This is a genomic window from Pseudomonas wayambapalatensis (assembly GCF_049942315.1).
Classification (GTDB): Bacteria; Pseudomonadota; Gammaproteobacteria; order Pseudomonadales; family Pseudomonadaceae; genus Aquipseudomonas; species Aquipseudomonas wayambapalatensis.
Map to the genome: position 1 here is coordinate 13,954 of NZ_JBNFMU010000212.1, position 25,668 is coordinate 39,621.

Sequence of the window (25,668 nt, forward strand, 5' to 3'; positions counted from 1 at the left end):
GGCGAGGCGCCTACGGCGGCTTTACACTCGGACCACCGCCGCAACCATGGGTTCGCCATGACGACATTAGACGAAGAAGATCGCCGGGAATACTACCGCATCGAAGACAGGATCGCACTGGAAATCAGCCCCTTGAGCGCCGCCGAAGCCCTTGAGCCAGAACTGTTGCAGGATGATTCACCGCTGTTCAACCTGCTCAGCGAGCTGCACCTGTCGGACTTCGAATCCCAGCACTTGCTGCGCCAGCTCAGCGACAAGGACCGTACCCTGGCTGCCTTCCTGCGCGCCCAGAACAAACGCCTCGACCTGCTCAGCGCGGTAGTCGCGCACACGCTGATCGGCGAGATCGGCCAGCCGCAGCGGGTGATCATCTCCGAAGGCGGTGTCGAGTTCGCTCAGGCGCAGCAGATCGCGCCCGGCACCCGGGTCAAGGTGAAGATGGTGCTGATGCCACGCGCCCACGGCCTGTTGCTGCGTGGCCGCGTCACCCACTGCGACCCGCGCCCCGAAGGCGATTTCGAGGTTGGCACCGAGTTCATCGACATGACCGATGCCCAGCGCCAGCTCCTGGCCCGCTACATCCTGCAGCGCCAGCAACAGCAGCGGCGTCAGCAGATCGAACAGAACAATCCGCAATCCTGAGCCTTTTCCCTTTTGACCTGAAGGAACGAACGTGACCCTGATCTACGGCCATCGCGGCGCCAAGGGCGAAGCGCCCGAGAATACCCTGACCAGCTTCCGCCAGTGCCTGTCGCACGGCGTCGACCGTTGCGAGCTGGACCTGCACCTGTCGGCCGACAACGAGCTGATGGTGATCCATGACCCGACCCTCAAGCGCACCACTGGGCGACGCGGCAAGGTCGTCGAACACTCGGCAGCGGACCTGGTCACCTACGACGCACGCAAGGGCGGCCCCGGACATGTGCAGCCCTGTCCTATTCCGCGCCTTGAAGAGCTGTTTGAGAAATGCGCCTTTGCCCACTGGCAGCTGGAGGTCAAGAGTGCTTCGCGCACCCGCGCGGCAAGCACGGTGCTGGCGATTCGCGAACTGGCCCAACAGTATGGCCTGCTCGACAAGGTGACCATCACCTCGAGCTCGCGGGAAGTGCTGGGGGCAGCGCAGGAACTGGTGCCCGACATTGCGCGCGGGCTGGTTGCCGAGTACGCCTGGCTCGACCCGCTGAAAGTCGCACAGAACTATGGCTGCGAGATGCTCGCGCTGAACTGGACACTGTGCACCCCCGAACGCCTGCTCAAGGCGCAGAAGCAGGGTTTGCATGTGTCGGTGTGGACGGTCAACGAGCCGGCGCTGATGCGCCGACTCGCCGATTTTGGCGTGGACAGCCTGATTACAGACTTTCCCGGTTTGGCCAAGACCACCCTCGGGTAGGGCTGAAATCGGTCTCCCCGACCGGCTCAGGCCACCGGCCGGAGCCGCTCAAAAAAGCCGGTTAAGACCGTCGTAGGCAGCTACCCGATAGGCTTCGGCCATGGTCGGGTAGTTGAAGGTGGTGTTGACGAAGTACTTGAGATTGTTCAGCTCACCCGGCTGGTTCATGATCGCCTGGCCGATGTGGACAATCTCCGAAGCCTGGTAACCGAAGCAGTGCACGCCAAGGATTTCCAGGGTTTCGCGGTGGAACAGGATCTTCAGCATGCCCTGCGGCTCGCCGGCGATCTGCGCACGCGCCATGCTCTTGAAGAACGCCTTGCCCACTTCGTATGGCACCTTGGCCTGGGTCAGCTCCTGCTCGTTCTTGCCGATCGAGCTGATCTCCGGAATGGTGTAGATGCCGGTCGGCACGTCGTTGACGAAGCGCCAGCTGCCGTTGTCGACGATGCTGCCGGCCGCCGAACGGCCCTGGTCGTGGGCGGCGCTGGCCAGGCTCGGCCAACCGATCACGTCACCGGCACCGTAGATGTTCGGCACACTGGTGCGGTAGTTCTCGTCGACCTCGATCTGGCCGCGGCTGTTCACCTTGATGCCGATGTTCTCAAGGCCCAGCTTGTCGGTGTTGCCGGTACGGCCGTTGCACCACAGCAAGGCGTCGGCCTTGATCTTCTTGCCCGACTTCAGGTGCAGGATCACCCCGTTGTCCAGGCCCTCGACACGCTCGTACTCCTCGTTATGGCGTACGGTGATGTTGTTGTTGCTGAAGTGGTAGCTCAGCGCCTGGGAGATTTCCGAATCCAGGAAGCTCAGCAGTTGGCCACGGTTGTCGACCAGCTCGACCAGCACACCCAGGCCACTGAAGATCGAGGCGTATTCGCAACCGATCACCCCGGCACCGTAGACGATCAGCTTGCGCGGCGTGTGGCTCAGGCTGAGGATGGTGTCGCTGTCATAGACGCGCGGGTGGTGGAAGTCGATGTCGGCCGGGCGATAAGGGCGCGAGCCGGTGGCGATGATGATGTGCTTGGCGTTGAGCTTCTCGACCACGCCGTTGGGGCAGACCACTTCGACGGTCTGCTCGTCGGCGAAGCTGCCAGTGCCGACGAACACGTCGACGCGGTTGCGCGCGTAGTAGCCGGTGCGCGAGGCAACCTGCTTGGAAATCACCTTCTCGGCGCTCTTGAGCACGTCGGGGAAGGAGAACCAGCGCGGCTCACCAATAGCGCGGAACATCGGGTTGGTGTTGAACTGCATGATCTGCCGCACCGAGTGACGCAGTGCCTTGGACGGGATGGTGCCCAGGTGGGTGCAGTTGCCGCCGACCTGGCGACGGCTGTCGACCATTGCGACCTTGCGCCCCGCTTTGGCGGCGTTCATTGCCGCGCCTTCTCCGGCCGGGCCGGAACCCAGCACCACTACGTCGTAGTTGTAGACAGCCATGCGTACTCCTTCAGAACTGGCCCGCCGGCCGGCTGGCCGCGGGGCTCATCATGCCGCCGGGGCGCCATGAAAAAATTCGGGTGCAGTCTAATCAAGCGTGAACGCCGCGCACATTAACCCTTGGTCGCGTCGTAGGCCATCTTTGCCTGCACTACATGTCATTTCGCCGTTTCCGTGGCCGCGATCATCCGTGCCCTGCCTTTCACCCGCCTTTCAACACCCGCTGGAAACCTGGCGTGGAACGGGAGACGAAACCACCCTCGACCCGGGTCACCAATACGGCAGCGATGCCGTGGGCCACAGCAAAATCCCAGCCGCGCTCGGGCCCGAGAATCAACAGCAGCGTCGAGTAACCGTCGGCGATCAGCGCCGAGCGGTCCAGCACGGTGACCGCAGCCAGATCGTGCACCACCGGACGCCCCAGGCGGGCATCGAAGGTGTGCGAATAGCGCCGGCCATTGTCCTCGAAATAGTTGCGGTAGTCACCCGAGGTCGACACCGACAGGCCATCGATGGCTATCACCTGGCGAGCGATCTGGCGATCCTCGCGCGGCAGCTCCAGTGCAATGCGCCAGGGGCTGCCATCAGGCTTGCGGCCTGCGGCCTGCAATTCCCCGGTGGCTTCGGCGACAAAGCTGTCGATACCCATCGTCCGCAGGCGCTCGGCGATCAGATCGACTGCGTGACCGGCAGCGATACTGTTGAAGTCCAGCTCCAGCGCGACATCCTTGCACAGGCGCTCTCCATCGATGTGCAGGTGACGATAACCTACGCGCTGACGGGCCAAGGCCAGCGCCTGAGGGTCGGGCACCTGCTCCTGACGCGCCTGCGGGCCGAAACCCCACAGGTTGAGCAGTGGCTCGACACTGAGGTCGAACGCCCCCTCGCTCACATCGGCCAGGTGCTGGCCGAAGGTGACCAGCTCGAGCATGCCCTGCGGGATGGTCAGGCATTGATTGGCCGGCAATTGGTTGAAACGGCTGACGACCGAATCATCACGGTAGGTCGAGTAATACGCGTCGATGCCATGCAGGATGGTTTCGACTGCCTCGCGCACCTGGCTCGGCGCCGGGCCGCCGGGGCTGCGAACATACTGGATGCTGTAGCTGCTGCCCATGGTCGGGCCGCCCAGGCGCTCCAGCGTGGGTTGCTGGTCGCAGGCCGATAGCAGCATCAGGATAAGCAGGAAGGCTTTGCGCAAGATTCAGATTCTCGGTTGCCTGTGCCGCCTCTGTGGCGGGACGAACGTTTACCTTTGCCGGGCCGGCACAGACACAACATAAAAAAAACGGGAACCCGAAGGTTCCCGTTTTTTCATCGCCTTACAAGCCTATCAGCGTGGAAACGCTGGCGGGTTCACACCGGCCATTTCTTCCATCACGCGAACGACCTGGCAGCTGTAACCGAATTCGTTGTCGTACCAGACGTACAGGACAACACGGTTATCGTTGCAGATGGTCGCTTCGGCATCGACCACACCGGCGTGGCGCGAGCCGACGAAGTCGGTCGAAACCACTTCCTGGGAGCTGACGTAGTCGATCTGCTTGTGCAGTTCCGAGTGCATGGCGGTCTGGCGCAGGTACTCGTTGAGCTCTTCGCGGTTGGTGGCCTTTTCCAGGTTCAGGTTCAGGATGGCCATCGACACGTTCGGTGTCGGTACGCGAATGGCGTTGCCGGTCAACTTGCCCTTGAGCACTGGCAGTGCCTTGGCTGCGGCAGTGGCGGCGCCGGTTTCGGTGATGACCATGTTCAGCGGCGCGGCACGACCGCGACGGCTGCCCTTGTGGAAGTTGTCGATCAGGTTCTGGTCGTTGGTGAACGAGTGAACGGTCTCGACGTGGCCGTTGACGATGCCGTACTGGTCGTTGATGGCCTTGAGCACCGGCACGATGGCGTTGGTGGTGCAGGACGCCGCGGAGATGATCTTGTCATCGGCGGCGATATCGCCATGGTTGATGCCGTGCACGATGTTCTTCAGCGCACCCTTGCCAGGAGCGGTGAGGATCACACGGGCAGCGCCCGGGCAGGCCAGGTGCTGGCCCAGGCCGTCGGCATCACGCCAGACGCCGGTGTTGTCGACGATCAGTGCGTTTTCGATGCCGTACTGGGTGTAGTCGACTTCGCTCGGGCTCTTGGCGTAGATGACCTGGATCAGGTTGCCGTTGGCGGTGATGGTGTTGTTGGCTTCATCGATGGTGATGGTGCCATCGAACGGGCCGTGGACCGAATCGCGGCGCAGCAGGCTGGCACGCTTGACCAGGTCGTTCTCGGCGCCCTTGCGCACGACGATGGCACGCAGGCGCAGGCCGTCGCCGCCACCGGTCTTCTCGATCAGGATGCGCGCCAGCAGGCGGCCGATGCGGCCGAAGCCGTACAGGACGACGTCGGTGCCCTTGCGCGCCGAAGCGTTCTGCTGGCCAACCACATCAGCCAGCTCTTCACGGACGAACTGCTCGGCAGTGCGACCGTTGCCTTCCTGCTTGAACTTGTTGGCCAGCTTGCCCAGGTCGACCGAGGCGGCGCCCAGTTTCAGCTCGCTCATGGCTTTGAGCAGGGGGAATGTCTCGTGTACGGACAGTTCGGTCTCGTCGGTCTGACGGTGACGTGCAAAGCGATGCGCTTTGAGGATCGAGATAACCGAACGGTTGATCAGGCTGCGGCCATAGATCGAGCTCACCACATTGTTGTTGCGGTAGAGCTGACCGATAAGCGGGATCATCGCTTCAGCCAGGGCTTCACGATCGATCCACTCACCAAGACACTGGTCGGGCTTCTGAGTCACGGGAACCTTCCACATGTAGGGACAGAAAAAAGGGGCTACATTATGACGCCCCGATGCGTATCGGGCAATGAGCGCCTGTCGCTACCCGCAAAGCCAGCCGCCATGGCCTTTCGAGCCTGACAGCGAGCAGCGTCGCCGGTACAATTGACCTCTTTGCCGCAACGCTTGGAGTCGGATCTTCCGTGTCAGTTCTGCGCCTTCCGCAACTGTCGGCCACGGCCGGCAAACAAACCTGGGGCAACCTGCCCGGTGCCGCCCTCAGTCTCGCCATCGCCGAGGCCGCCAGCAGCGCCGGGCGCTTTACCCTGCTGCTGACTGCCGACAGCCAGGCCGCCGACCGCCTGGAACAGGAGCTGCGTTTCTTCGCCCCGCAGCTCCCGGTGCTGCCGTTCCCCGACTGGGAAACGCTGCCCTACGACCTGTTCTCGCCGCATCAGGACATCATCTCCCAGCGCATTGCCAGCCTCTACCGACTGCCTGAGCTGGACCACGGCATTCTCGTAGTGCCGATCACCACCGCCCTGCACCGCCTGGCCCCGACCCGCTTCCTGCTGGGCAGCAGCCTGGTGCTGGACGTGGGCCAGAAGATCGACGTCGAGCAGATGCGCACCCGCCTGGAAGCCAGCGGCTACCGCTGCGTCGACACGGTCTACGAGCATGGTGAATTTGCCGTGCGCGGCGCGCTGATCGACCTGTTCCCCATGGGCAGCAAGGCGCCGTATCGCATCGACTTGTTCGACGACGAGATCGAGACCCTGCGCACCTTCGACCCGGAGACCCAGCGCTCGGTCGACAAGGTCGACTCGATCCGCCTGCTGCCGGCCCGCGAATTCCCTATGCACAAGGATGAGGTGACACGCTTCAAGGCCCGTTTCCGAGAGCGCTTCGACGTCGACTTCCGGCGCAGTGCGATCTTCCAGGACCTGACCAGCGGCATCATCCCGGCCGGCATCGAATACTATCTGCCACTGTTCTTCGAAGAGACCGCGACACTCTTCGACTACCTGCCGGCAGATACCCAGGTATTCTCCCTGCCCGGTGTCGAACAGGCCGCCGAACACTTCTGGAACGACGTACGCGGGCGCTACGAAGAGCGCCGCGGCGACCTCAGCCGCCCCTTGCTGCCACCGGCCGAGCTGTTCATGCCGGTCGAGGACTGCTTCGCCCGCCTCAAGCAATGGCCGCGCGTGGTGGTCAGCGCCGACGAACTCGAGCCAGGCGCGGGCCGCGAGCGCTTCCCGGCCCGCGCCCTGCCCAACCTTGCCATCGAGGCCAAGGCCAACCAGCCGCTGGCTGAGCTGTCGAACTTCCTCGACCAGTTCCCCGGCCGCGTGCTGTTCACCGCCGAATCGGCAGGCCGCCGCGAGGTACTGCTGGAGCTGCTCGAACGCCTGAAGCTGCGCCCGCACACCGTCGAGGGCTGGGACGATTTCATCACTGGCAGCGAGCGCCTGGCGATCACCATCGCCCCGCTCGATGACGGCCTGCTGCTGGATGACCCGAGCCTGGCCCTTGTGGCTGAAAGCCCGTTGTTCGGCCAGCGCGTGATGCAGCGCCGACGTCGCGACAAGCGCGGCGAAGCGGCCAACGACGCAGTGATCAAGAACCTCACCGAGCTGCGCGAAGGCGCCCCTGTGGTGCACATCGATCACGGCGTGGGCCGCTATCTGGGCCTGGCCACCCTGGAAATCGACGGCCAGGCCGCCGAGTTCCTCACCCTGGAATACGCCGAGGGCGCCAAGCTCTATGTGCCGGTGGCCAACCTGCACCTGATCGCCCGCTATACCGGCAGCGACGACGCCCTGGCGCCACTGCACCGACTTGGCTCCGAAGCCTGGCAGAAGGCCAAGCGCAAGGCCGCCGAACAGGTGCGCGACGTGGCCGCCGAGCTGCTCGACATCTATGCCCGCCGTGCTGCGCGCAAGGGCTACGCCTTCGCCGACCCGGCCGCCGACTACGCCACCTTCAGCGCCGGCTTCCCGTTCGAGGAGACGCCCGACCAGCAGGCCGCCATCGAGGCCGTGCGCCTCGACATGCTTGCGGCCAAGCCCATGGACCGACTGGTCTGTGGCGATGTCGGCTTCGGCAAGACTGAAGTGGCCATGCGCGCAGCCTTCATCGCGGTGCACAGCGGTCGCCAGGTCGCGGTCCTGGTCCCCACCACCCTGCTCGCCCAGCAACACTACAACAGCTTCCGCGATCGCTTTGCCGACTGGCCGGTGACAGTCGAAGTGATGAGCCGCTTCAAGTCCGCCAAGGAAGTGGCCGCCGCCGCCGCAGACCTTGCCGAAGGCAAGATCGACATCCTCATCGGCACCCACAAGCTGCTGCAGGACGACGTACGCTTCAAGGACCTGGGCCTGGCGATCATCGACGAAGAGCACCGTTTCGGCGTACGCCAGAAAGAACAGCTCAAGGCGCTGCGCAGCGAGGTGGACATCCTCACCCTCACCGCCACGCCAATCCCGCGCACCCTGAACATGGCCGTGGCCGGCATGCGCGACCTGTCGATCATCGCCACTCCGCCGGCGCGACGCCTGTCGGTGCGCACCTTCGTCATGGAGCAGAACAAGAGCACGGTCAAGGAAGCGCTGCTGCGTGAGCTGCTGCGTGGCGGTCAGGTCTATTACCTGCACAACGATGTGAAGACCATCGAGAAATGCGCCGCCGACCTCGCCGAACTGGTGCCCGAGGCCCGCATCGGCATTGGCCACGGGCAGATGCGCGAGCGCGAACTCGAACAGGTGATGAGCGATTTCTACCACAAGCGCTTCAACGTGCTGATCGCCTCGACCATCATCGAGACCGGTATCGACGTCCCTAGCGCCAACACCATCGTCATCGAACGTGCCGACAAGTTCGGCCTGGCCCAGTTGCACCAGCTGCGCGGCCGGGTCGGACGCAGCCACCACCAGGCCTACGCCTACCTGCTCACCCCGCCCCGCCAACAGATCAGCGGCGATGCCGAAAAGCGCCTGGAGGCGATCGCCAACACCCAGGACCTGGGCGCAGGCTTCGTGCTGGCCACCAACGACCTGGAGATCCGCGGCGCCGGCGAGTTGCTCGGCGAAGGCCAGAGCGGGCAGATCCAGGCGGTGGGCTTCACTCTCTACATGGAAATGCTCGAACGTGCGGTCAAGGCGATCCGCAAGGGCACCCAACCCAATCTCGAGCAACCACTGGGCGGCGGCCCGGAGATCAACCTGCGCTTGCCGGCGCTGATCCCCGAAGACTACCTGCCCGATGTGCACGCCCGCCTGATCCTGTACAAGCGCATCGCCTCGGCGGCCGACGAAGAAGGGCTCAAGGACCTGCAAGTGGAGATGATCGACCGCTTCGGCCTGCTGCCCGAGCCGACCAAGAACCTCATGCGCCTGACGCTGCTCAAGCTGCAGGCCGAGAAGCTTGGCATCAAGAAGGTCGATGCCGGCCCCAATGGCGGCAAGCTTGAGTTCGAGGCCGAAACACCGGTCGATCCGCTGACCCTGATCAAACTGATCCAGGGCCAGCCCAAGCGCTATAAGTTCGAAGGCGCGACCCAGTTCCGCTTCCTGGTGCCGATGGAACGCCCGGAAGAACGCTTCAATACCCTGGAGGCGCTGTTCGAGCGCCTGGCCCCACAGTCAAATTAAGGAAGCTCCATGCGCGCCATTCGTTGCCTGACCTTGTTGCTGACGCTCATCGCGCCAGTAACGGCCTTCGCCGAAGGCCCTTATCAGGTGGAAATCCTCCTCCTGCGGCAGAACGCCGTGCCTGCCGTGACCAGCCCGTTCGCCCCCGAAAACTGGAGCGCCGGCGCGCCGCGCCTGGCCAAGGACGCCGAGCGCCCGCTGGCACTGGCTGACGAAGCCACCCGCCTGCAAGCCACTGCCGACTACACTGTGCTGCTGCACAAGGCCTGGCAGCAGCAGGTGGGCAGCGAGCCCAGCCGCATTGCCGTGGGCGCAGGCGACGAGCAGTTCGGGCACTTCCCCATCGAGGGCAACCTGAGCATCGCCGAGGGCCGCTTCACGCGCATCGAGGCCAACTTCTGGGTCAACGAACTGGACGGCAACGGCAGCGTGCTGCGCAGCGAGCAATTCAAGCAAAGCAACAGCAATGTGAAGAACGGCCAGCTGACCTTCCTCGACGGCGGGCACCTGGCGCTGTTGATCAAGGTTGCACCGGCCGGGATGCGCAAGCTGCCGACACTGGATCCGGAAATGATGGAGCAGTGACACGTGAGTGACGTGCAGAAGCAGGTTGCGGAAAATCCAAGCTGGAAGCGCGAATTCGACGCCGGTGCCCTGCAGCGTGGTGAACGCTATGCCGAGCAAGGCAGGGTAGAGATCCTCTCCCACGGCGATGCGCGCATCGAGGCAACCTGCAGCGGCAGCGGCGACAGCCGTTATCGTCAACGGATCATCATCACCTTCACCTCCGCCGGACACTGCCATGTTCGCGGTCAGTGCACCTGCCCGGTCGGCGAGAATTGCAAGCACTGCGCCGCCGTGCTCTACACGCTCGCCCACCGCCATACGGCACAACCGGCGGCCAGCGATCACCTGCCCCATCACCTGCAACACTGGCTGCAGGGCCTTGAGCAACGCCCCAGCACCCACCAGCCTGGCGAAGACAAACGCGGACGCATGGTCTGCTACCAGCTCATGTTGCTGGGCGATCAGGGCTGCGCCCTGCGCGTTCGCAAGGGCACTCGCAGCGATGACGGCATACGCTACAGCCGGGTGCACTCGCTGTACGAACTGCTCTACGAGCCGCCCAAGTTCGTCAAGGAAGAAGATCTGCGCATCCTGCGCCAGTTGTCGGCACAGAACGCACCCTACGGCCAGGAGCGCGGCTACGTGCTCAAGGGCCAGGAAGGCGGCGAGCTACTGCAACGGGTGCTGGAAACCGGACGCCTGATGTTCATGGAAGAATTGCCGCTGCTGCGCCGCGGCCAGGAGCGCCAGGCGGAATTTCGCTGGGTGCGCCTGGACAGCGGCGAATACCGCGGCATGTGGTACAGCGCCGACAAACCGCTGCTTTGCGTCCTGCCGCTGGTGCCGTTGTTTTACTTCGATGTCATGACCAGAGAAGTCGGTACCGTCGTCCACAGTCTCGACCCGCACACCGCCATCCAGCTGTCGCTCGCACCCGATGTACCGGAACACCTGATCGTGCCACTCAGCCACAAACTCAACGCCCTGAACCACCAACTGCCAACCCCAACAACGGTGAAGCAGGAACTGCTCGACAACATCGAGCCCATCCCCCACCTGACCCTTGGCAGCCTCGAATTCAGCGCCTACATGCCCAAGACCGGACGCATGCAGCGCCAAATGCAACACCGCGCCGCGCTCTCGTTCGACTACGACGGGTTGCGCACCAGCGGCCCCGACGACAAGCCGCTGAGCCGCCTGGTAGACAGCACCAGCCAACGCATTCGCCGCCAGCCGCAGCATGAAAAACGCCTGCGCGACACCCTGCGAAAGCTCGGTTTCAAGCCTGCCACGCGCCAGAGCAAGGCGCTGCCCGACAGCGCCGGCGAGATGTTCCAACTGCCCGACGACGAAACCTGGCTGCGTTTTGCCCGCGAAGAGCTGCTGCGACTACGCGAGGCAGGCTGGAAGGTGGATGTCCACCGCGACTTCGCCTTCAACCTCCACGACGTGGAAGACTGGTACGCCAACATTCAGGAAGCCCCCGGCCACGAATGGTTCGACCTGGAACTGGGCATCGTCGTCGACGGCCAGCGCCACAGCCTGCTGCCGATTGTCCTGCAGTTGCTGCGCAGCAGCCCCGAACTGCTGCGCCCCAGCGAACTTGCGCGGCGCGGCGACGATGAACACCTGTTGATCGACCTCAACCGCGGCCGCCTGGACAGTCCGGCCATGCGTGTCGCCTTGCCCTACGGGCGGATCAAGGCAGTCATGGGCACCCTCGGCGAGCTGTACCTGCACGAGGATGGCACCGGCCCGACGCTGCGCATGGAACGCGCCGATGCCGCACGCCTTAACGATATCGAGCACCTGCCCCTGCAATGGGAAGGTGGCGAACAACTGCGTGACCTGGGTCGACGCCTGCGCGATGCGCGCGATTTGGAGGTCGAGCCACCCAAAGGCCTGGCCGCGACCTTGCGCCCCTACCAGCAGCAGGGCCTGAACTGGCTGCAGGCCCTGCGCGAGATGGGCACCGGCGGCATCCTCGGCGACGACATGGGCCTGGGCAAGACCCTGCAGACCCTTGCCCACCTGCTGCTGGAAAAAGAAGCCGGGCGCCTGGCCCATCCCGCCCTGGCAGTGATGCCCACCAGCCTTGTGCCCAACTGGCTGGACGAAGCCCAGCGCTTCGCACCCGACCTGCGTGTCCTGGCCCTTCACGGCCCGGGCCGCACCCGGTTCTTCGGCGCACTGCACGAGTACGACCTGATCCTGACCACGTACGCCCTGCTGCCACGCGACCTCGAGCAACTGCAGGCCCAAGCCTGGCACGTGCTGGTGCTGGACGAAGCACAGAACATCAAGAGCAGCACCAGCAAGGCCGCCCAGGCCGCCCGGGAGCTGCAGGCCAACCAGCGCCTGTGCCTGACCGGCACGCCCATGGAGAACAACCTGGGTGAGCTATGGTCGATTTTCCACTTCCTGATGCCCGGCTGGCTGGGCGATCAGAAACGTTTCAACCAGGATTACCGCACCCCCATCGAACGTCATGGCGACCGCGAGCGCCTGGCCCACCTGGCCAGCCGGGTCCGCCCTTTCCTGCTGCGCCGCAGCAAGGAGCAGGTGGCCCGCGAGCTGCCGGCCAAGAGCGAGATGGTTCACTGGGTGGACCTCAGCGATGCACAGCGTGACACCTACGAAACCGTGCGCGTGGCGATGGACAAGAAGGTGCGCGATGAAATCGCCCGTAACGGCGCCTCACGCAGCCAGATCGTCATCCTCGATGCCCTGCTCAAGCTTCGCCAGGTGTGCTGCGACCTGCGCCTGGTCAAGGGCGTGGAAGCCAAGGGCAATCAAGCCGACAAGGGCAAGCTGGGCAGCTTGATGGAAATGCTCGAGGAACTGCTCAGTGAAGGCCGCCGAGTGTTGCTGTTCTCCCAGTTCACCTCGATGCTCGCACTGATCGAACAGGAGCTGGAAAAGCGCGACATTCGCTACAGCCTGCTGACCGGAGACACCCGCGACCGCCGCGCGCCGGTTCAACAGTTCCAGAGCGGCGACAGCGAAGTGTTCCTGATCAGCCTCAAGGCCGGCGGTACTGGCCTGAACCTGACCGCTGCCGACACGGTGATTCACTACGATCCCTGGTGGAACCCGGCCAGCGAGAACCAGGCAACCGACCGCGCCTACCGCATCGGTCAGGACAAGCCGGTGTTCGTCTACAAGCTGATCACCCGCGGCACGGTGGAAGAAAAGATCCAGCAGTTGCAGCAAGAGAAAGCCGCCCTCGCGGCCGGCCTGCTCGATGGTGGGCAGGCCGGTCAGTGGCGGCTCGGGGATGACGAGATCGAAGCACTGTTCGCGCCGTTGCCGGGCAAGCGAGGGCGCTGAATACGGGGCGCCTACTTCGCAGACACCCCGGTCAATCCACCAACTGCGCGTCCTTCAAAGCCCCCAGCGCCTCGAGCCAACGCGGCTGCTGCCGGTAGTCGGTGCGCGCAAAGCCCCGCCCGCGCATGCCGGCGATACGTGGCGAAGGCCGCACCTTCAAGCGCTGCGCCGCGCTCAGTGCAAGCTCCGCCGCCGCCCGGTCATTGCACACCAGGCCCATGTCGCAACCGGCGCTCAACGCCGCCTCGATGCGATTGGCCGCATCGCCCACCACATGCGCACCGGCCATGGACAGGTCGTCACTGAAGATCACCCCCTCGAAGCCCAGCTCACCACGCAGGATGTCCTGCAGCCAGCGCCGCGAGAAACCTGCCGGCTGGTTGTCGACCTGGGGGTAGATCACATGGGCCGGCATCACCGCTGCCAGTTGCCCACTGAGGCGGGTGAACGGCACCAGGTCAGCCTCGCGCAATTGCGCCAGGCTGCGCTCATCGGTCGGGATCGCCACGTGCGAGTCGGCCTCGGCCCAACCGTGCCCCGGGAAGTGCTTGCCACAGGCCGCCATGCCTGCGGCGTTCATGCCACGAATAAAAGCACCGGCCAGTTGCGTGGCGCGCTGTGGATCGCCCTCGAAGGCACGACTACCAACCACCGCGCTGCGCTGGTGATCGAGGTCCAGCACCGGCGCAAAGCTCAGGTCCAGGCCGACCGCGAGAACTTCGGTCGCCATCAGCCAACCGCATTGTTCGGCCAGGTAATCGGCGTTGGCGTTGTCGGCGATGGCACGCATGGCGGGCAAACGTACGAAGCCCTGGCGCAGACGCTGGACCCGACCACCTTCCTGATCGACCGCCAGGATCAGGTCAGGACGAATAGCACGGATCGAGGCGCACAGCTCGCGCACCTGGCGTGGGCTATCGATGTTACGGGCAAAGATGATCAGACCGGCCACTTCGGGCTGGCGCAGGAGGTGACGATCCTCGGGGGTCAACCATTGACCGGCGATATCCACCATCAGGGAGCCTTGCAGGCTGGCAGTCATAGGGTGTCCTTCATTAAATATCCAGAGAGGCCCATTGCGGGCAGGCAGCCTCGTCTATGCGCACCGGACAATGGAGCGGTACGCGCTCGAACAGATCCGACAGCTCGCGGTTGCGCAGGCGCACGCAGCCATGGGACAACGGCACGCCCAGCGGTTCGCTGTCCGGCGTGCCGTGCAGGTAAATGTAACGACTAAAGGTATCGACTCGACCCAGGCGGTTGACGCCCGGTTCGCAGCCACTGAGCCAGAGGATTCGGGTGAGGATCCAGTCTCGGCCTGGAAATTGCTCATGCAGAGCGCACGACCAGACTTCGCCGGTCCAGCGTCGGCTGCGGAGCACAGCCCCTTGCGGCAATCCAGCGCCGATCTTCGCCCTGACCTGATGCAGGCCACGCGGTGTGCAGCCGGAACCCTTGAGTTCACCCGCTCCCAGACGCGCAGTGGAAACATCCAGGCGCACGCACAACGTCCCCCGGAAAAATCCGTAAAGACGTTGGTCTGCGAGGGAGATGTGCAGGAAATCAAGGTCGGGCATGGGCGCTAGCTTAGCCGAAGCGCCCTGCTGCGCCCAGTGCTCAAGCCTTGGCTGGCGCAGCGCTGACTGCGCTCTTGCTGCGTGGTCGCAGTTGCGCGGCCGCCATGGCCTCGTCGGTCACCCCGGTATCGGCACGCATGCCGGCGGCGAGGAACGGCACCATCAGGCGCATGACCTGCTCGATCGAAGTGTTGATGCCAAAATCGGTTTCAGCGATGGCGCGCAGCGCCTTGATACCGGACATGCTGAACGCCGCGGCACCCAGCATGAAATGCACGCGCCAGAACAGCTCGATGGGGGGAATACGCGGAGCAGCTTCGTTGACCAACAGCATGTAGCGCCGGAACACCTTGCCGTACATGTCTTCAAGGTAGCGGCGCAGGTGGCCCTGACTCTGACTGAAGGCCAGACCCAGCAGACGCATGAAGATCGACAGGTCGTTGTTGCTGCGCGGTTGCACGGCCAGGGCCTGCTCCACCAGCATCTCCAGCAGCTCTTCGAGCGTCGGCTTCTGCTCCGGGCGCGCCTGGCGGCGCTCGAGCTCACGCTCCAGGCTGGCGCAGAAAGGACCGAGGAAGCGCGAGAATACCGCCTGGATAAGCGCCTTTTTGGAGCCGAAATGGTAATTCACCGCCGCCAGGTTGACCCCGGCCTTGCTGGTGATCAAACGCAACGAAGTTTCCGCGAAACCTCTTTCCGCGAACAGCTGCTCGGCAGCATCGAGAATGCGTTCAACGGTTTCCGATTGGGCCATGACTTATCCGCCTGACAAACAGTTGTTTGAAACATACGTTTCAAGCACGCGCATGTCAAGGTTCGGTGACCCGACGGTCGCCCTTTTTAAAGCGCCGGGGCTCAAGCTGCAAGCCACAAATATCAAGGGCTGGGCACAACGCCTGGCAGATCGCGGCGATTTTCTTGAAGCGTGGCGCTTGCAGCAGCCCCTGTACTGTATATAATCCCAGTCACTGTATAAAAAGACAGAGCCACTCGCCATGCTGAAACTGACGCCACGCCAAGCCGAGATCCTGGCCTTCATCAAACGTTGCCTCGAAGACAACGGTTTCCCGCCTACCCGCGCAGAAATCGCACAAGAGCTAGGGTTCAAGTCGCCCAATGCCGCCGAAGAGCACCTCAAGGCCTTGGCGCGCAAAGGCGCCATCGAGATGACGCCTGGCGCCTCCCGCGGCATTCGCATCCCTGGCCTCGAAGCCAAGCCTGACGACAGCGGCCTGCCGATCATCGGTCGTGTTGCAGCAGGTGCCCCGATCCTCGCCGAGCAGCACATCGAGGAATCCTGCAACATCAATCCAGCCTTCTTCCATCCCCGCGCCGACTACCTGTTGCGCGTCCACGGCATGAGCATGAAGGATATCGGCATCGTCGACGGCGACCTGCTCGCCGTGCACACCTGCCGCGAAGCCCGCAACGGCCAGATCGTGGTCGCCCGCATCGGTGACGAAGTTACCGTCAAGCGCTTCAAGCGCGAGGGCAGCAAGGTCTGGCTGATTGCCGAAAACCCCGAATTCGCCCCCATCGAAGTCGACCTGAAAGATCAGGAGCTGGTGATCGAGGGCTTGAGCGTCGGCGTCATTCGCCGCTGATCCAGGAGGCGTCATGCAGCAGTCCGCCCATTTATCGCAGCCCGCACAATTGCCATTGTTCGAAGCCTTTCTCGCACAGCCGGTACTGCCAGGCCTGAAAAGTCGAGAGGAACCGCGCAAGCCCGGCCAACCTGAACTGTTCAGTGAACTGTCGCTGCGCGGCGCGCCAGGGCACTGCCAGAGCCTTTTGGCCCCTATCCTGCGCGAGCTGAGCGAAGAAGATGATGCGCGCTGGCTGACACTGATCGCACCGCCGGCCAGCCTCACCCAAACCTGGCTGCGTGAGGCGGGCCTGAATCGCGAACGCATCCTGCTGCTGCACCCCGGAAGCAACCAAAGCGCCCTGCAACTGGCCTGCGAAGCGCTACGCCTGGGCCATAGTCACACCGTGGTCAGCTGGCTCGGCAACGTCAATACCAGCATCCGCCAACAGCTCGTTCGTGCCGCCACCTGCGGAAACGCACAAAGCCTGAACATCCGCCTCGGCTGATGTTCAGGCTTTGCCTGTACGATCTGCAATGATGACTCAACTGGCGTGTTCAATGCAGAACACGCGGCCCCTCATCACGCTCGAAGTCGCCTTCGATCAATTTACCTGCCATCTGCACACCAACGCTGAGCATGGCTTTGGCCACTTCTACATGCTGCCCTTGAAGAAATGCCTTGGCATCTTCGGAGAAATCCAGGGTAACCAGCGAACCCTCGTCCTCGGCACGGCGCAGTTCGATCCGGCCATCAGGCAATTCGACAATTTCTAGAAAGGACGTTGACATAAAGGGCCTGCTGTTCACGAAAGGCGAGTAGTGTACCAGCCGCGCAGATTGTCAGCACTCACTCAACGCTTCCCGGAAACGTCTTACAAGCCCTTTGAGGTTCTGCCGCCACTCTTCCAACTGTTCCCGAGACAGCACGATTTCCTCGACTTCATCGAGATTGACGGCCTGAATCAACGGCTGGGTGACATCGGTCTTGGCGACTTTCTTCGCGACCGGTGGTTGGAACAAATCGGCATAAGCCTTGATCAACTGCGCCAGCCAGGTTTGCGGCTGGCGTGCCAGCTCAAGCATCTCGGCCATTTCCGGAATGGCAACGGTCTTCAGCGTTTCATCGTCAAGCAACAGCTCCGCACGGGACGCCTTCGCCTGCGGCAGGCGATAGAAACCAGCAATCTCGTGACACAGCCCGAGCAACGCCCCATACAGATGGAACAACGCCGCTTCGCGCTCAGCTTGGATCAGGCCCTGGGCGTTCATGGCCTGGCTCTGCCCTGCCTTGGCCATGGACTCGAGGGCCAGGCCTGCAAAGAACAGTTTCTGGTTGGTGCGGGTGTAGAGTTCCTGGGCCATTTCGGATGACCTCCCATAGGCAGCAAGGCGAATAGCTGCATCATAAATGATTAGGGCCGCAAAGCGGCCCTGATCAAAACACCGAAGAATCAGCGCTTGTCTTCGACCTTCCACGCCTTGCCGTCGTAGAACGCCTTCCAGCCTGTCGGCTTGCCGTCTACCTCGGATTGCACGTACTGCTCCTTGGTCTTGCGGCTATAGCGGATCACCGCCGGACGACCGTCCGGATCCTTCTGCGGCGCATCGCAGAGGAAATGGTACTTGGGGTCGATCTCGTGCTTGTGCGGGATGATCTCAAGCACCAATGGCGCACGGGTCTCGCGATTCTTCGGGAACTGGCTTGCCGCCAGGAACAAGCCCGAGGCACCGTCACGCAGCACGTAGGTGTCATCGACCTTCTCGCACTTGAGCTCCGGCATCTCCACCTTGTCCATCTTCGGTGGCGCCGCCTCACCGCTCTTGAGCAGCTTGCGGGTGTTCTTGCACGCCGGGTTGGTGCAACCGAAGAACTTGCCGAAGCGGCCGGTTTTGAGCTGCATCTCGCTGCCGCACTTGTCGCACTCAAGGCTCGGCCCTTCGTACCCCTTGATACGGTAGCTGCCTTCCTCGATCTCGTAGCCGGCACAATCCGGGTTGTTACCGCAGATATGCAGCTTGTGCTTCTCGTCGAGCAGATAGGCATCCATCGCCGTCGAACAGATCGGGCAGCGGTGCTTGCCGCGCAGCACCAACGACTCGGACTCACCTTCGTCATCCGCCGCGATTTCGTCGCCCGGCACCAGGTTCACAGTAGCCTTGCAGCGCTCTTTCGGTGGCAGGCTATAGCCCGAACAGCCGAGGAACACTCCGGTGGACGCGGTACGGATCATCATGGGGCGACCACATTCCTTGCATGGAATGTTGGTCAGGGTCGGCTGGTTGGCACGCATGCCATTCTCGGCGGACTCGGCCGCCAGCAGCTTTCTGCTGAAATCGCCGTAGAACTCATCGAGCACGTTCTTCCAGTCACGCTCACCCTGGGCCACATCATCGAGGTTCTCCTCCATGCCGGCGGTGAAACCGTAGTCCATCAGATCAGAGAAGCTTTCCGACAAACGCTCGGTGACGATGTCGCCCATCTTTTCGGAGTAGAAGCGGCGGTTGTGCAGGGTCACGTAACCGCGGTCCTGGATGGTGGAAATGATCGCTGCATAGGTCGACGGACGACCGATACCGCGCTTTTCCATTTCCTTGACCAGGCTCGCTTCAGTGAAGCGCGCTGGCGGCTTGGTGAAATGCTGGCTCGGATCGAGCTGGATCAACTTGAGCGTCTCGCCCTGCCCCATTTCCGGTAGCACGTCGTCCTCGCCCGGCTTGGCCTGCTGAGGCAATACGCGGGTGTAACCGTCGAACTTGAGAATACGCCCCTTGGCACGCAACTCGAAGTTGCCAGCCGCCACGGTGACGCTCGTGGACAGGTACTGCGCCGGTGGCATCTGGCAGGCCAGGAACTGGCGCCAGATCAGCTCGTACAGGCGCTCGGCATCGCGTTCCATGCCGCTGAGTTTGGTCGGATGGGTGTTGACGTCGGACGGACGAATCGCTTCGTGCGCCTCCTGTGCCCCTTCCTTGCTGCCGTAGACGACCGGAGCGGCCGGCAGGTACTGCTTGCCAAACTCGCTTTCGATGTAGCTGCGCGCCATTTCAACGGCATCGGTCGACAGGTTGGTCGAGTCGGTACGCATATAGGTGATGTAACCGGCTTCATACAGACGCTGGGCCATCATCATGGTCTTCTTTACCCCGAAGCCCAGGCGATTGCTTGCCGCCTGCTGCAAGGTCGAGGTGATGAAGGGCGCCGACGGCTTGCTGCTGGTCGGGCGATCCTCACGCTTGATCACGCTGTAGCTGGAAGCCTTGAGCTTCTCCAGCGCCGCCATGGCCTGCGCTTCGTTCAACGGCTTGAAGGCTTCGCCGTTCTCGCGCGCCACTTCGAAGCGCACCTTGGCGTTCTTCGCAGTACCCAGGTCAGCATGGACCTCCCAATACTCCTCGGGATTGAACGCACGGATCTCGCGCTCACGCTCGACCACCAGTTTCACTGCTACCGATTGCACACGACCGGCAGACAGGCCACGGGCGATCTTGGACCACAGCAGCGGCGAAACCATGTAGCCCACCACGCGATCGAGGAAGCGCCGCGCCTGCTGGGCGTTGACCCGAGCGATATCCAGGTCGCCAGGCTGCGAAAAAGCCTCCTGGATGGCCTTCTTGGTGATTTCGTTGAACACCACGCGCTTGTAACGGCTGTCATCTCCCCCGATGGCTTCGCGCAGGTGCCAGGCAATGGCTTCCCCCTCGCGATCCAAGTCGGTTGCGAGATAGATGGTGTCGGCATCCTTGGCCAGGCGGCGCAGCTCATCGATCACCTTCTCCTTGCCGGGAAGGATCTCGTACTTGGCTTTCCAGCCGGCCTCCGGGTCGACTCCCATGCGCGCCACCAACTGGCGCCGGGCTTTCTCCTTTGGCGTCAGCGCCGGAGCCTCACCCGCGGTCTTGCCGCGCTTGGCCGCCGGTTCCTTGGCCGTACTGGCCGAACCGCTGGTGGGGAGGTCTCGGATGTGGCCGATACTCGACTTCACCACGTACTGGCTGCCCAGGTACTTGTTGATGGTCTTGGCCTTGGCCGGGGATTCCACAATGACCAGCGATTTGCCCATGGATCGGAGTATTCCTGAATCTGAAGATGAAAAACGCGTCAGGTGCCGGACGCGGCACCGCTATATATAGTGGCAAAAGAGTGAGGTCAAGCGCGGTCGATCACTCGCAGGGCTTCCCGGCCAGTGCCGCAAGCCCCTCTTCGGCCTTGACCAAAGCAAAGCGTGGCACCTGCTCGCCGTCAACCTCGACCGACTCCTGGAACATCGAAAGTGGACGTACCCAGAACCCATAGTCACCATACAGGCATTGGTAGAACACCATCCACTCTTCGCTCTCCGAGTGCCGCGCAACGCTGAAGACACGGTACTCAGGCCCTTTGTAATGCCGGTATACGCCTGGTTGTATCTGCATGCTGCTCACCCTCTTGAACAAATCCTGTAAAAAACAAAAAACCGGGGCACAAGGCCCCGGCTGCTGTCCCGCGAAGCGATCAGACGCGTTCGAAGACAGTGGTGATGCCCTGACCCAGGCCGACACACATGGTCGCTACACCCAGCGTACCGCCATTCTGCTTCATGACGTTGAGCAGGGTGCCGGAAATCCGTGCACCGGAGCAACCAAACGGGTGGCCCAGGGCGATGGCGCCGCCGTGCAGGTTAACCTTCTCATCCATCTTGTCGAGCACTTTCAGATCCTTCAGCACTGGCAGGGCCTGTGCGGCGAAGGCTTCGTTGAGCTCGAAGAAATCGATGTCGGCGATGGTCAGACCCGCGCGCTTGAGGGCTTTCTGAGTCGAAGGCACCGGGCCATAACCCATGATCGCCGGATCCACACCGGCTACTGCCATCGAACGAATCACGGCCAATGGCTGGATACCGAGGTCCATGGCACGCTGGCCGGACATGACGATCATGCACGAGGCACCGTCGGTGATCTGCGACGAGGTACCGGCGGTGACAGTGCCACCCTTGGGGTTGAACGCCGGCTTGAGCGCAGCGAGGCCCTCGAGGGTGGTCTCGGGACGAATGGTTTCGTCGTAGTCAAAGACCTTGAGGAAGCCGTTCTCGTCATAGCCCTGCATCGGGATGATCTCATCCTTGAACTTGCCTTCGACGGTGGCCTTGTGAGCCAACTGGTGCGAACGCAGACCGAACAGGTCCTGCTGCTCACGGGTGATGCCGTGCATCTTGCCGAGCATCTCCGCAGTCAGGCCCATCATCCCGGAAGCCTTGGCGGCGTGCAAGGACAGGTGCGGGTTCGGGTCGACGCCGTGCATCATGCTGACGTGCCCCATGTGCTCGACACCACCGACCACGAATACATCGCCGTTGCCGGTCATGATCGCCTGGGCAGCGGTGTGCAGCGCGCTCATCGACGAGCCGCACAGGCGGCTGACGGTCTGGGCGGCGGAGGTGTGCGGGATCGGGGTCATCAGCGACGCCATGCGCGCGATGTTCCAACCCTGCTCCAGGGTCTGGTTGACGCAGCCCCAGATCACATCCTCGACTTCCTTCGGATCGACCTTGTCGTTGCGCTCCAGCAGCTTGCTGATCAGGTGCGCCGACATGTCTTCGGCGCGGGTGTTGCGGTGCATGCCACCCTTGGAACGGCCCATCGGCGTGCGACCGAAGTCGACAATCACCACGTCTCTTGGATTCAGGCTCATATCAATAATCTCGCTCTAGCTCGTGGCCGTTCAGTTGAAGAAGCGCTGGCCGTTCTTGGCCATTTCACGCAGCTTCGCAGTCGGGTGGTACAGCGGACCCAGATCGGCGTACTTGTCGGCCAGGGCAACGAACTCGGCAACACCGATCGAATCGATGTAGCGCAGCGCACCACCGCGGAAGGGAGGGAAACCGATGCCGTAGACCAGGCCCATGTCCGCCTCGGCTGCAGTTTCGACGATGCCATCTTCCAGGCAGCGCACGGTCTCCAGGCACAGCGGCACCATCATCCAGTTGATGATGTCCTCGTCACTGACTTCACGCTGCTCGAAGATCACCGGCTTGAGCACGTCCAGCACGGACGCGTCGGCGACTTTCTTCGGTTTGCCGCGCTTGTCGGTTTCGTAGGCATAGAAGCCCTTGCCGTTCTTCTGTCCCAGGCGATTGGCTTCGTACAGGGCGTCGACGGCGGAGCGGCGATCGTCCTTCATGCGATCCGGGAAGCCTTCAGCCATCACGTCGCGACCATGGTGGCCGGTGTCGATGCCGACCACGTCCATCAGGTAGGCCGGGCCCATCGGCCAGCCGAACTTCTCCATGACCTTGTCGATGCGCACGAAATCGACGCCTGCGCTGACCAGCTTGGCGAAGCCGCCGAAGTACGGGAACAGTACGCGGTTGACCAGAAAGCCCGGGCAGTCGTTGACCACGATCGGGTTCTTGCCCATCTTCTTGGCGTAGGCCACGGTGGTGGCGACCGCCACTTCACTGGACTTCTCGCCACGAATGACTTCGACCAGCGGCATCATGTGCACCGGGTTGAAGAAGTGCATGCCAACGAAGTTTTCCGGACGCCTGAGGGCCTTGGCCAGCAGGTTGATCGAAATGGTCGAGGTGTTCGACGCCAGAATCGCGTCTTCCTTGACCTGCCCTTCCACCTCGGCCAGCACCGCCTGCTTGACCTTCGGGTTCTCGACCACGGCCTCGACGACGATGTCGACGTTGGCGAAATCGCCATACGACAAGGTCGGGCGAATGGCGTTGAGTGCCTCGGCCATCTTCGCCGGGGTCAGGCGACCTTTCTCGACGCGCTTGCCAAGCAGCTTGGACGCTTCGTTCAGGCCCAGCTGGATGGCTTCTTCACGGATATCCTTCATCAGGATCGGCGTGCCCTTGACCGCCGACTGGTAGGCGATACCGCCACCCATGATGCCGGCGCCGAGTACGGCAGCCTGCTTCACGTCACGGGCGATCTCGTCATGGGCCTTGGCTTTGCGCTTGAGCTCCTGATCGTTCAGGAACAGGCCGATCAGGCTCTCGGCGACCGAAGTCTTGGCCAGCTTGGCAAAGCCTGCGGCTTCGACTTCCAGGGCCTTGTCACGGCCAAAGTTGGCGGCCTTCTGGATGGTCTTGATGGCTTCGACCGGAGCCGGGTAGTTCGGGCCGGCTTGACCGGCGACAAAGCCCTTGGCGGTTTCGAAGGCCATCATCTGCTCGATGGCGTTGAGCTTGAGCTTCTCGAGCTTGGGCTGACGCTTGGCCTTGTAGTCCAGCTCTCCGCTGATGGCGCGCTTGACCAGGTCCAGGGCACCGGCCTGCAGCAGCTCAGGGGCGACCACGGCATCGACGGCGCCCACTTTCAGGGCGTCTTCGGCGCGGTTTTCCTTGCCCGAGGCGATCCACTCGATGGCATTGTCCGAGCCGATCAGACGCGGCAGGCGAACGGTGCCGCCAAAGCCCGGGTAGATGCCCAGCTTGACTTCCGGCAGGCCGATCTTGGCGCTGCTGGACATGACGCGGTAATCCGCCGCCAGGCACATTTCCAGGCCGCCGCCCAGGGCGATGCCGTTGATGGCCACGACGGTTGGCACCGCGAGGTCTTCGAAGTCGCTGAAGATACGGTTGGCTTCCAGGTTGCCGGCCACCAGCTCGGCTTCGGGCAGCTTGAAATTGTCGACGAATTCGGTGATGTCGGCACCGACGATGAACACGTCCTTGCCGCTGCTGACGATCACACCCTTGATGGAGGCGTCGGCCTTGATGGTGTCTACGGCCTGACGCAGCTCGTTCAGGGTAAGGCGGTTGAATTTGTTGACGGACTCACCCTTGAGGTCGAACTTCAGTTCGACGATGCCGCTTTCAAGAGCCTTAACCGTGATGGCTTTACCTTCGTAAATCATCAACTGATCTCCACGATATGGAAGCTGAACTGTACACGCCGATCACTGGCAGGAAGGCCGGCTTTACGCCCCTCCCCCAGGCACACCCGTCAGCGCGCTAGTCGGGATTCTGTACGAGCGATGTGAACATACAAACGCTCAATTCATACGCCCGTTTGATTTGGGTACGCACACATTCTCCGAAAAGGTCGGCGTTGTCAAATGCTCGAAAGCACCCGGAAAACGCGACTTTCCAGTCATTTTGTAACACCAGGGGATAAAACATGATGACAGTGATTGTCGATCATTCATGTCGACGATCGGCCAATGGCTGGGGGTCAGTTGCGCTGCCAGCCTGCTGATTTTTCATGCGCACATTGGAGACAAGGGTCTACACTGCCCTCGAATCGAATGTTTTCCCGGCCTGCCTGGCCAGCTTCACCACTGTGGGATCAGGGTTGCCCTGCTCCCACTTTTTTTTTGCGCATGCCTCAGGCGAGGGTTTCGAGGGTGTGGGCAATATCCTGCAATACAGATTTTTCGCCGCGCTCGCTCCAGTACAAGGCGATCATGCGGGTATCGGCCTCCACCTTGTAGACACTGGCCGGCAACCGCGCAAAACACTCCGCCAGACGTGGCTCCTGGCAGGGTTCGCGCCATTTGTTCCACCACACGCCCGGGCTGACCTGCCAGTAGCACCAGCTATCCTCTCGCCCCTTGCGCCGCCCGCGGTGGTACTGTGGGCACGGGCTTGGCGGTTGGTTTTCCAGCCAGTGCGGCCACTCCTGGGGCGCCAGCTGCATGGCCAGACCCATGCGCAGCCCCTCCAGGCGCAGGCTCATCTGTTCGCTCTGCTTGCGCGACGGTCGCAACCAGGCCAGCGGGCTGAGAATCAGCGCAAGGATTGACACCACCAGCCATACCGTCATATCTGTAGTTCCTATAAAGCGTTGCAAATGAGCGGGTTAGTCTTTTTCACGCAAGGCCTGCCAGAAAGCGACCATACTTTCACTATTGCGATTGTCAGGAGTGCCGCTCATGTCCTACGAACATCTTCTGGTTGCCGTCGACCTGACCGAAGAATGCGACCCAGTGATCAAACGTGCCATGGCACTGGCGAAACCGTCGAACGCCAAGGTCTCGCTGGTGCATATCGTCGAGCCGATGGCCATGGCATTTGGTGGCGACGTGCCGATGGACCTGTCGCAACTGCAGCAACAGCAGTTCGACCAGGCCAAGGAACGCATGGATCGCCTGTTCAACAAATATCCAGACATCAATCGCGGCGATTCGCACCTGACCTACGGCCAGCCGCGCCAGGAAATCCACCAACTGGCCAAGGATCAGAAGTGCGACCTGATCGTGGTCGGCAGCCATGGCCGCCATGGCCTGGCGCTGCTACTGGGCTCCACGGCCAATGACGTCCTGCATGGAGCACCGTGCGATGTGCTGGCGGTGCGGTTGCAGAAGAAAGAATGATATAGCCCGAGCCGGCCCTATCGCTGCGACTTGTCCCGCGATAGGGCCGGCTCGA

General features: G+C 62.6%; 21 protein-coding genes. 8 read left to right on the plus strand and 13 right to left on the minus strand.

Going from position 1 to position 25,668, the window contains the following annotated elements; all coding sequences use genetic code 11:
• The first annotated feature begins 57 nt into the window (after positions 1–57).
• Both ACPZMI_RS18460 and ACPZMI_RS18465 read left to right on the plus strand, forming a co-directional pair.
• Entirely contained in the window at positions 58–642 is a 585-nt protein-coding gene (locus ACPZMI_RS18460; RefSeq protein WP_186666294.1) for a PilZ domain-containing protein, read from the plus strand.
• A 31-nt stretch (positions 643–673) separates the two neighbouring features.
• On the plus strand, positions 674–1,390 hold the full coding sequence (locus tag ACPZMI_RS18465; protein ID WP_125929357.1) for a glycerophosphodiester phosphodiesterase: 717 nt from the start codon (positions 674–676) through the stop codon (positions 1,388–1,390).
• 48 nt (positions 1,391–1,438) lie between these two features.
• On the opposite strand, the gene sthA is transcribed toward ACPZMI_RS18465, so the two are convergent.
• From sthA to ACPZMI_RS18480, 3 genes are all read right to left on the minus strand, one after another.
• Complete coding sequence (gene sthA, locus ACPZMI_RS18470) at positions 1,439–2,833, minus strand: Si-specific NAD(P)(+) transhydrogenase (RefSeq protein ID WP_186666298.1); 1,395 nt, start codon at positions 2,831–2,833, stop codon at positions 1,439–1,441.
• A 202-nt stretch (positions 2,834–3,035) separates the two neighbouring features.
• A complete protein-coding gene (locus tag ACPZMI_RS18475) occupies positions 3,036–4,034 on the minus strand; it encodes an FAD:protein FMN transferase (protein WP_411382954.1) in 999 nt (332 codons plus the stop codon).
• Between the two features lie 132 nt (positions 4,035–4,166).
• Positions 4,167–5,630, minus strand: coding sequence for a glyceraldehyde-3-phosphate dehydrogenase (locus ACPZMI_RS18480; protein ID WP_186666302.1), 1,464 nt, complete (start codon positions 5,628–5,630; stop codon positions 4,167–4,169).
• A 167-nt stretch (positions 5,631–5,797) separates the two neighbouring features.
• On the opposite strand from ACPZMI_RS18480, the gene mfd reads away from it, so the two are divergent.
• From mfd to ACPZMI_RS18495, 3 genes are read left to right on the plus strand one after another with little or no spacing between them, the layout of a single operon-like run.
• A complete protein-coding gene (mfd, locus tag ACPZMI_RS18485; protein WP_186666304.1) occupies positions 5,798–9,247 on the plus strand; it encodes a transcription-repair coupling factor in 3,450 nt (1,149 codons plus the stop codon).
• Positions 9,248–9,256: 9 nt separating this feature from the next.
• Positions 9,257–9,832 carry a CsiV family protein gene (locus ACPZMI_RS18490; RefSeq protein ID WP_186708374.1) on the plus strand — a complete coding sequence of 192 codons (576 nt, stop codon included), beginning with the start codon at positions 9,257–9,259 and terminating at the stop codon, positions 9,830–9,832.
• Positions 9,833–9,835: 3 nt separating this feature from the next.
• Complete coding sequence (locus tag ACPZMI_RS18495; RefSeq protein WP_483407405.1) at positions 9,836–13,144, plus strand: DEAD/DEAH box helicase; 3,309 nt, start codon at positions 9,836–9,838, stop codon at positions 13,142–13,144.
• Between the two features lie 31 nt (positions 13,145–13,175).
• Here ACPZMI_RS18495 and nagZ read toward each other — a convergent pair whose 3' ends face one another.
• From nagZ to ACPZMI_RS18510, 3 genes are read right to left on the minus strand one after another with little or no spacing between them, the layout of a single operon-like run.
• Positions 13,176–14,174: a beta-N-acetylhexosaminidase gene (gene nagZ, locus ACPZMI_RS18500; RefSeq protein ID WP_426352812.1), complete on the minus strand. Its 999-nt coding sequence runs from the start codon at positions 14,172–14,174 to the stop codon at positions 13,176–13,178.
• Between the two features lie 25 nt (positions 14,175–14,199).
• Positions 14,200–14,721: a L,D-transpeptidase gene (locus ACPZMI_RS18505; protein ID WP_186719916.1), complete on the minus strand. Its 522-nt coding sequence runs from the start codon at positions 14,719–14,721 to the stop codon at positions 14,200–14,202.
• Positions 14,722–14,761: 40 nt separating this feature from the next.
• Positions 14,762–15,475, minus strand: a complete 714-nt coding sequence (locus ACPZMI_RS18510) for a TetR/AcrR family transcriptional regulator (RefSeq protein ID WP_426352787.1) — start codon at positions 15,473–15,475, stop codon at positions 14,762–14,764.
• Positions 15,476–15,716: 241 nt separating this feature from the next.
• Between ACPZMI_RS18510 and lexA the strand changes: the two genes are divergently transcribed.
• Together lexA and sulA are read left to right on the plus strand one after the other, a co-directional pair.
• A complete protein-coding gene (lexA, locus tag ACPZMI_RS18515) occupies positions 15,717–16,325 on the plus strand; it encodes a transcriptional repressor LexA (RefSeq protein WP_054894445.1) in 609 nt (202 codons plus the stop codon).
• A 13-nt stretch (positions 16,326–16,338) separates the two neighbouring features.
• Entirely contained in the window at positions 16,339–16,815 is a 477-nt protein-coding gene (sulA, locus tag ACPZMI_RS18520; protein ID WP_186666312.1) for an SOS-induced cell division inhibitor SulA, read from the plus strand.
• Between the two features lie 49 nt (positions 16,816–16,864).
• On the opposite strand, the gene ACPZMI_RS18525 is transcribed toward sulA, so the two are convergent.
• The 7 genes from ACPZMI_RS18525 to ACPZMI_RS18555 all read right to left on the minus strand — a co-directional run bounded on the left by ACPZMI_RS18525 (position 16,865) and on the right by ACPZMI_RS18555 (position 25,063).
• The gene (locus ACPZMI_RS18525) at positions 16,865–17,098 is read right to left on the minus strand and encodes a hypothetical protein (protein WP_186666313.1); all 234 of its coding nucleotides are present in this window, start codon (positions 17,096–17,098) and stop codon (positions 16,865–16,867) included.
• A gap of 51 nt (positions 17,099–17,149) precedes the next feature.
• Positions 17,150–17,671, minus strand: a complete 522-nt coding sequence (locus ACPZMI_RS18530) for a DUF6586 family protein (protein WP_186666314.1) — start codon at positions 17,669–17,671, stop codon at positions 17,150–17,152.
• Positions 17,672–17,760: 89 nt separating this feature from the next.
• On the minus strand, positions 17,761–20,370 hold the full coding sequence (topA, locus tag ACPZMI_RS18535) for a type I DNA topoisomerase (RefSeq protein WP_186708382.1): 2,610 nt from the start codon (positions 20,368–20,370) through the stop codon (positions 17,761–17,763).
• 100 nt (positions 20,371–20,470) lie between these two features.
• Complete coding sequence (locus ACPZMI_RS18540; protein ID WP_186708384.1) at positions 20,471–20,722, minus strand: DUF1653 domain-containing protein; 252 nt, start codon at positions 20,720–20,722, stop codon at positions 20,471–20,473.
• 79 nt (positions 20,723–20,801) lie between these two features.
• The gene (gene fadA / locus ACPZMI_RS18545; RefSeq protein WP_186708386.1) at positions 20,802–21,977 is read right to left on the minus strand and encodes an acetyl-CoA C-acyltransferase FadA; all 1,176 of its coding nucleotides are present in this window, start codon (positions 21,975–21,977) and stop codon (positions 20,802–20,804) included.
• Positions 21,978–22,007: 30 nt separating this feature from the next.
• A complete protein-coding gene (gene fadB, locus ACPZMI_RS18550) occupies positions 22,008–24,155 on the minus strand; it encodes a fatty acid oxidation complex subunit alpha FadB (RefSeq protein ID WP_426352788.1) in 2,148 nt (715 codons plus the stop codon).
• A gap of 470 nt (positions 24,156–24,625) precedes the next feature.
• Positions 24,626–25,063, minus strand: coding sequence for a hypothetical protein (locus ACPZMI_RS18555; protein ID WP_426352789.1), 438 nt, complete (start codon positions 25,061–25,063; stop codon positions 24,626–24,628).
• A 109-nt stretch (positions 25,064–25,172) separates the two neighbouring features.
• Here ACPZMI_RS18555 and ACPZMI_RS18560 point away from each other — a divergent pair, with 109 nt between their 5' ends.
• Positions 25,173–25,613, plus strand: coding sequence for a universal stress protein (locus ACPZMI_RS18560; protein WP_186666323.1), 441 nt, complete (start codon positions 25,173–25,175; stop codon positions 25,611–25,613).
• The last annotated feature ends 55 nt before the right edge of the window (positions 25,614–25,668 follow it).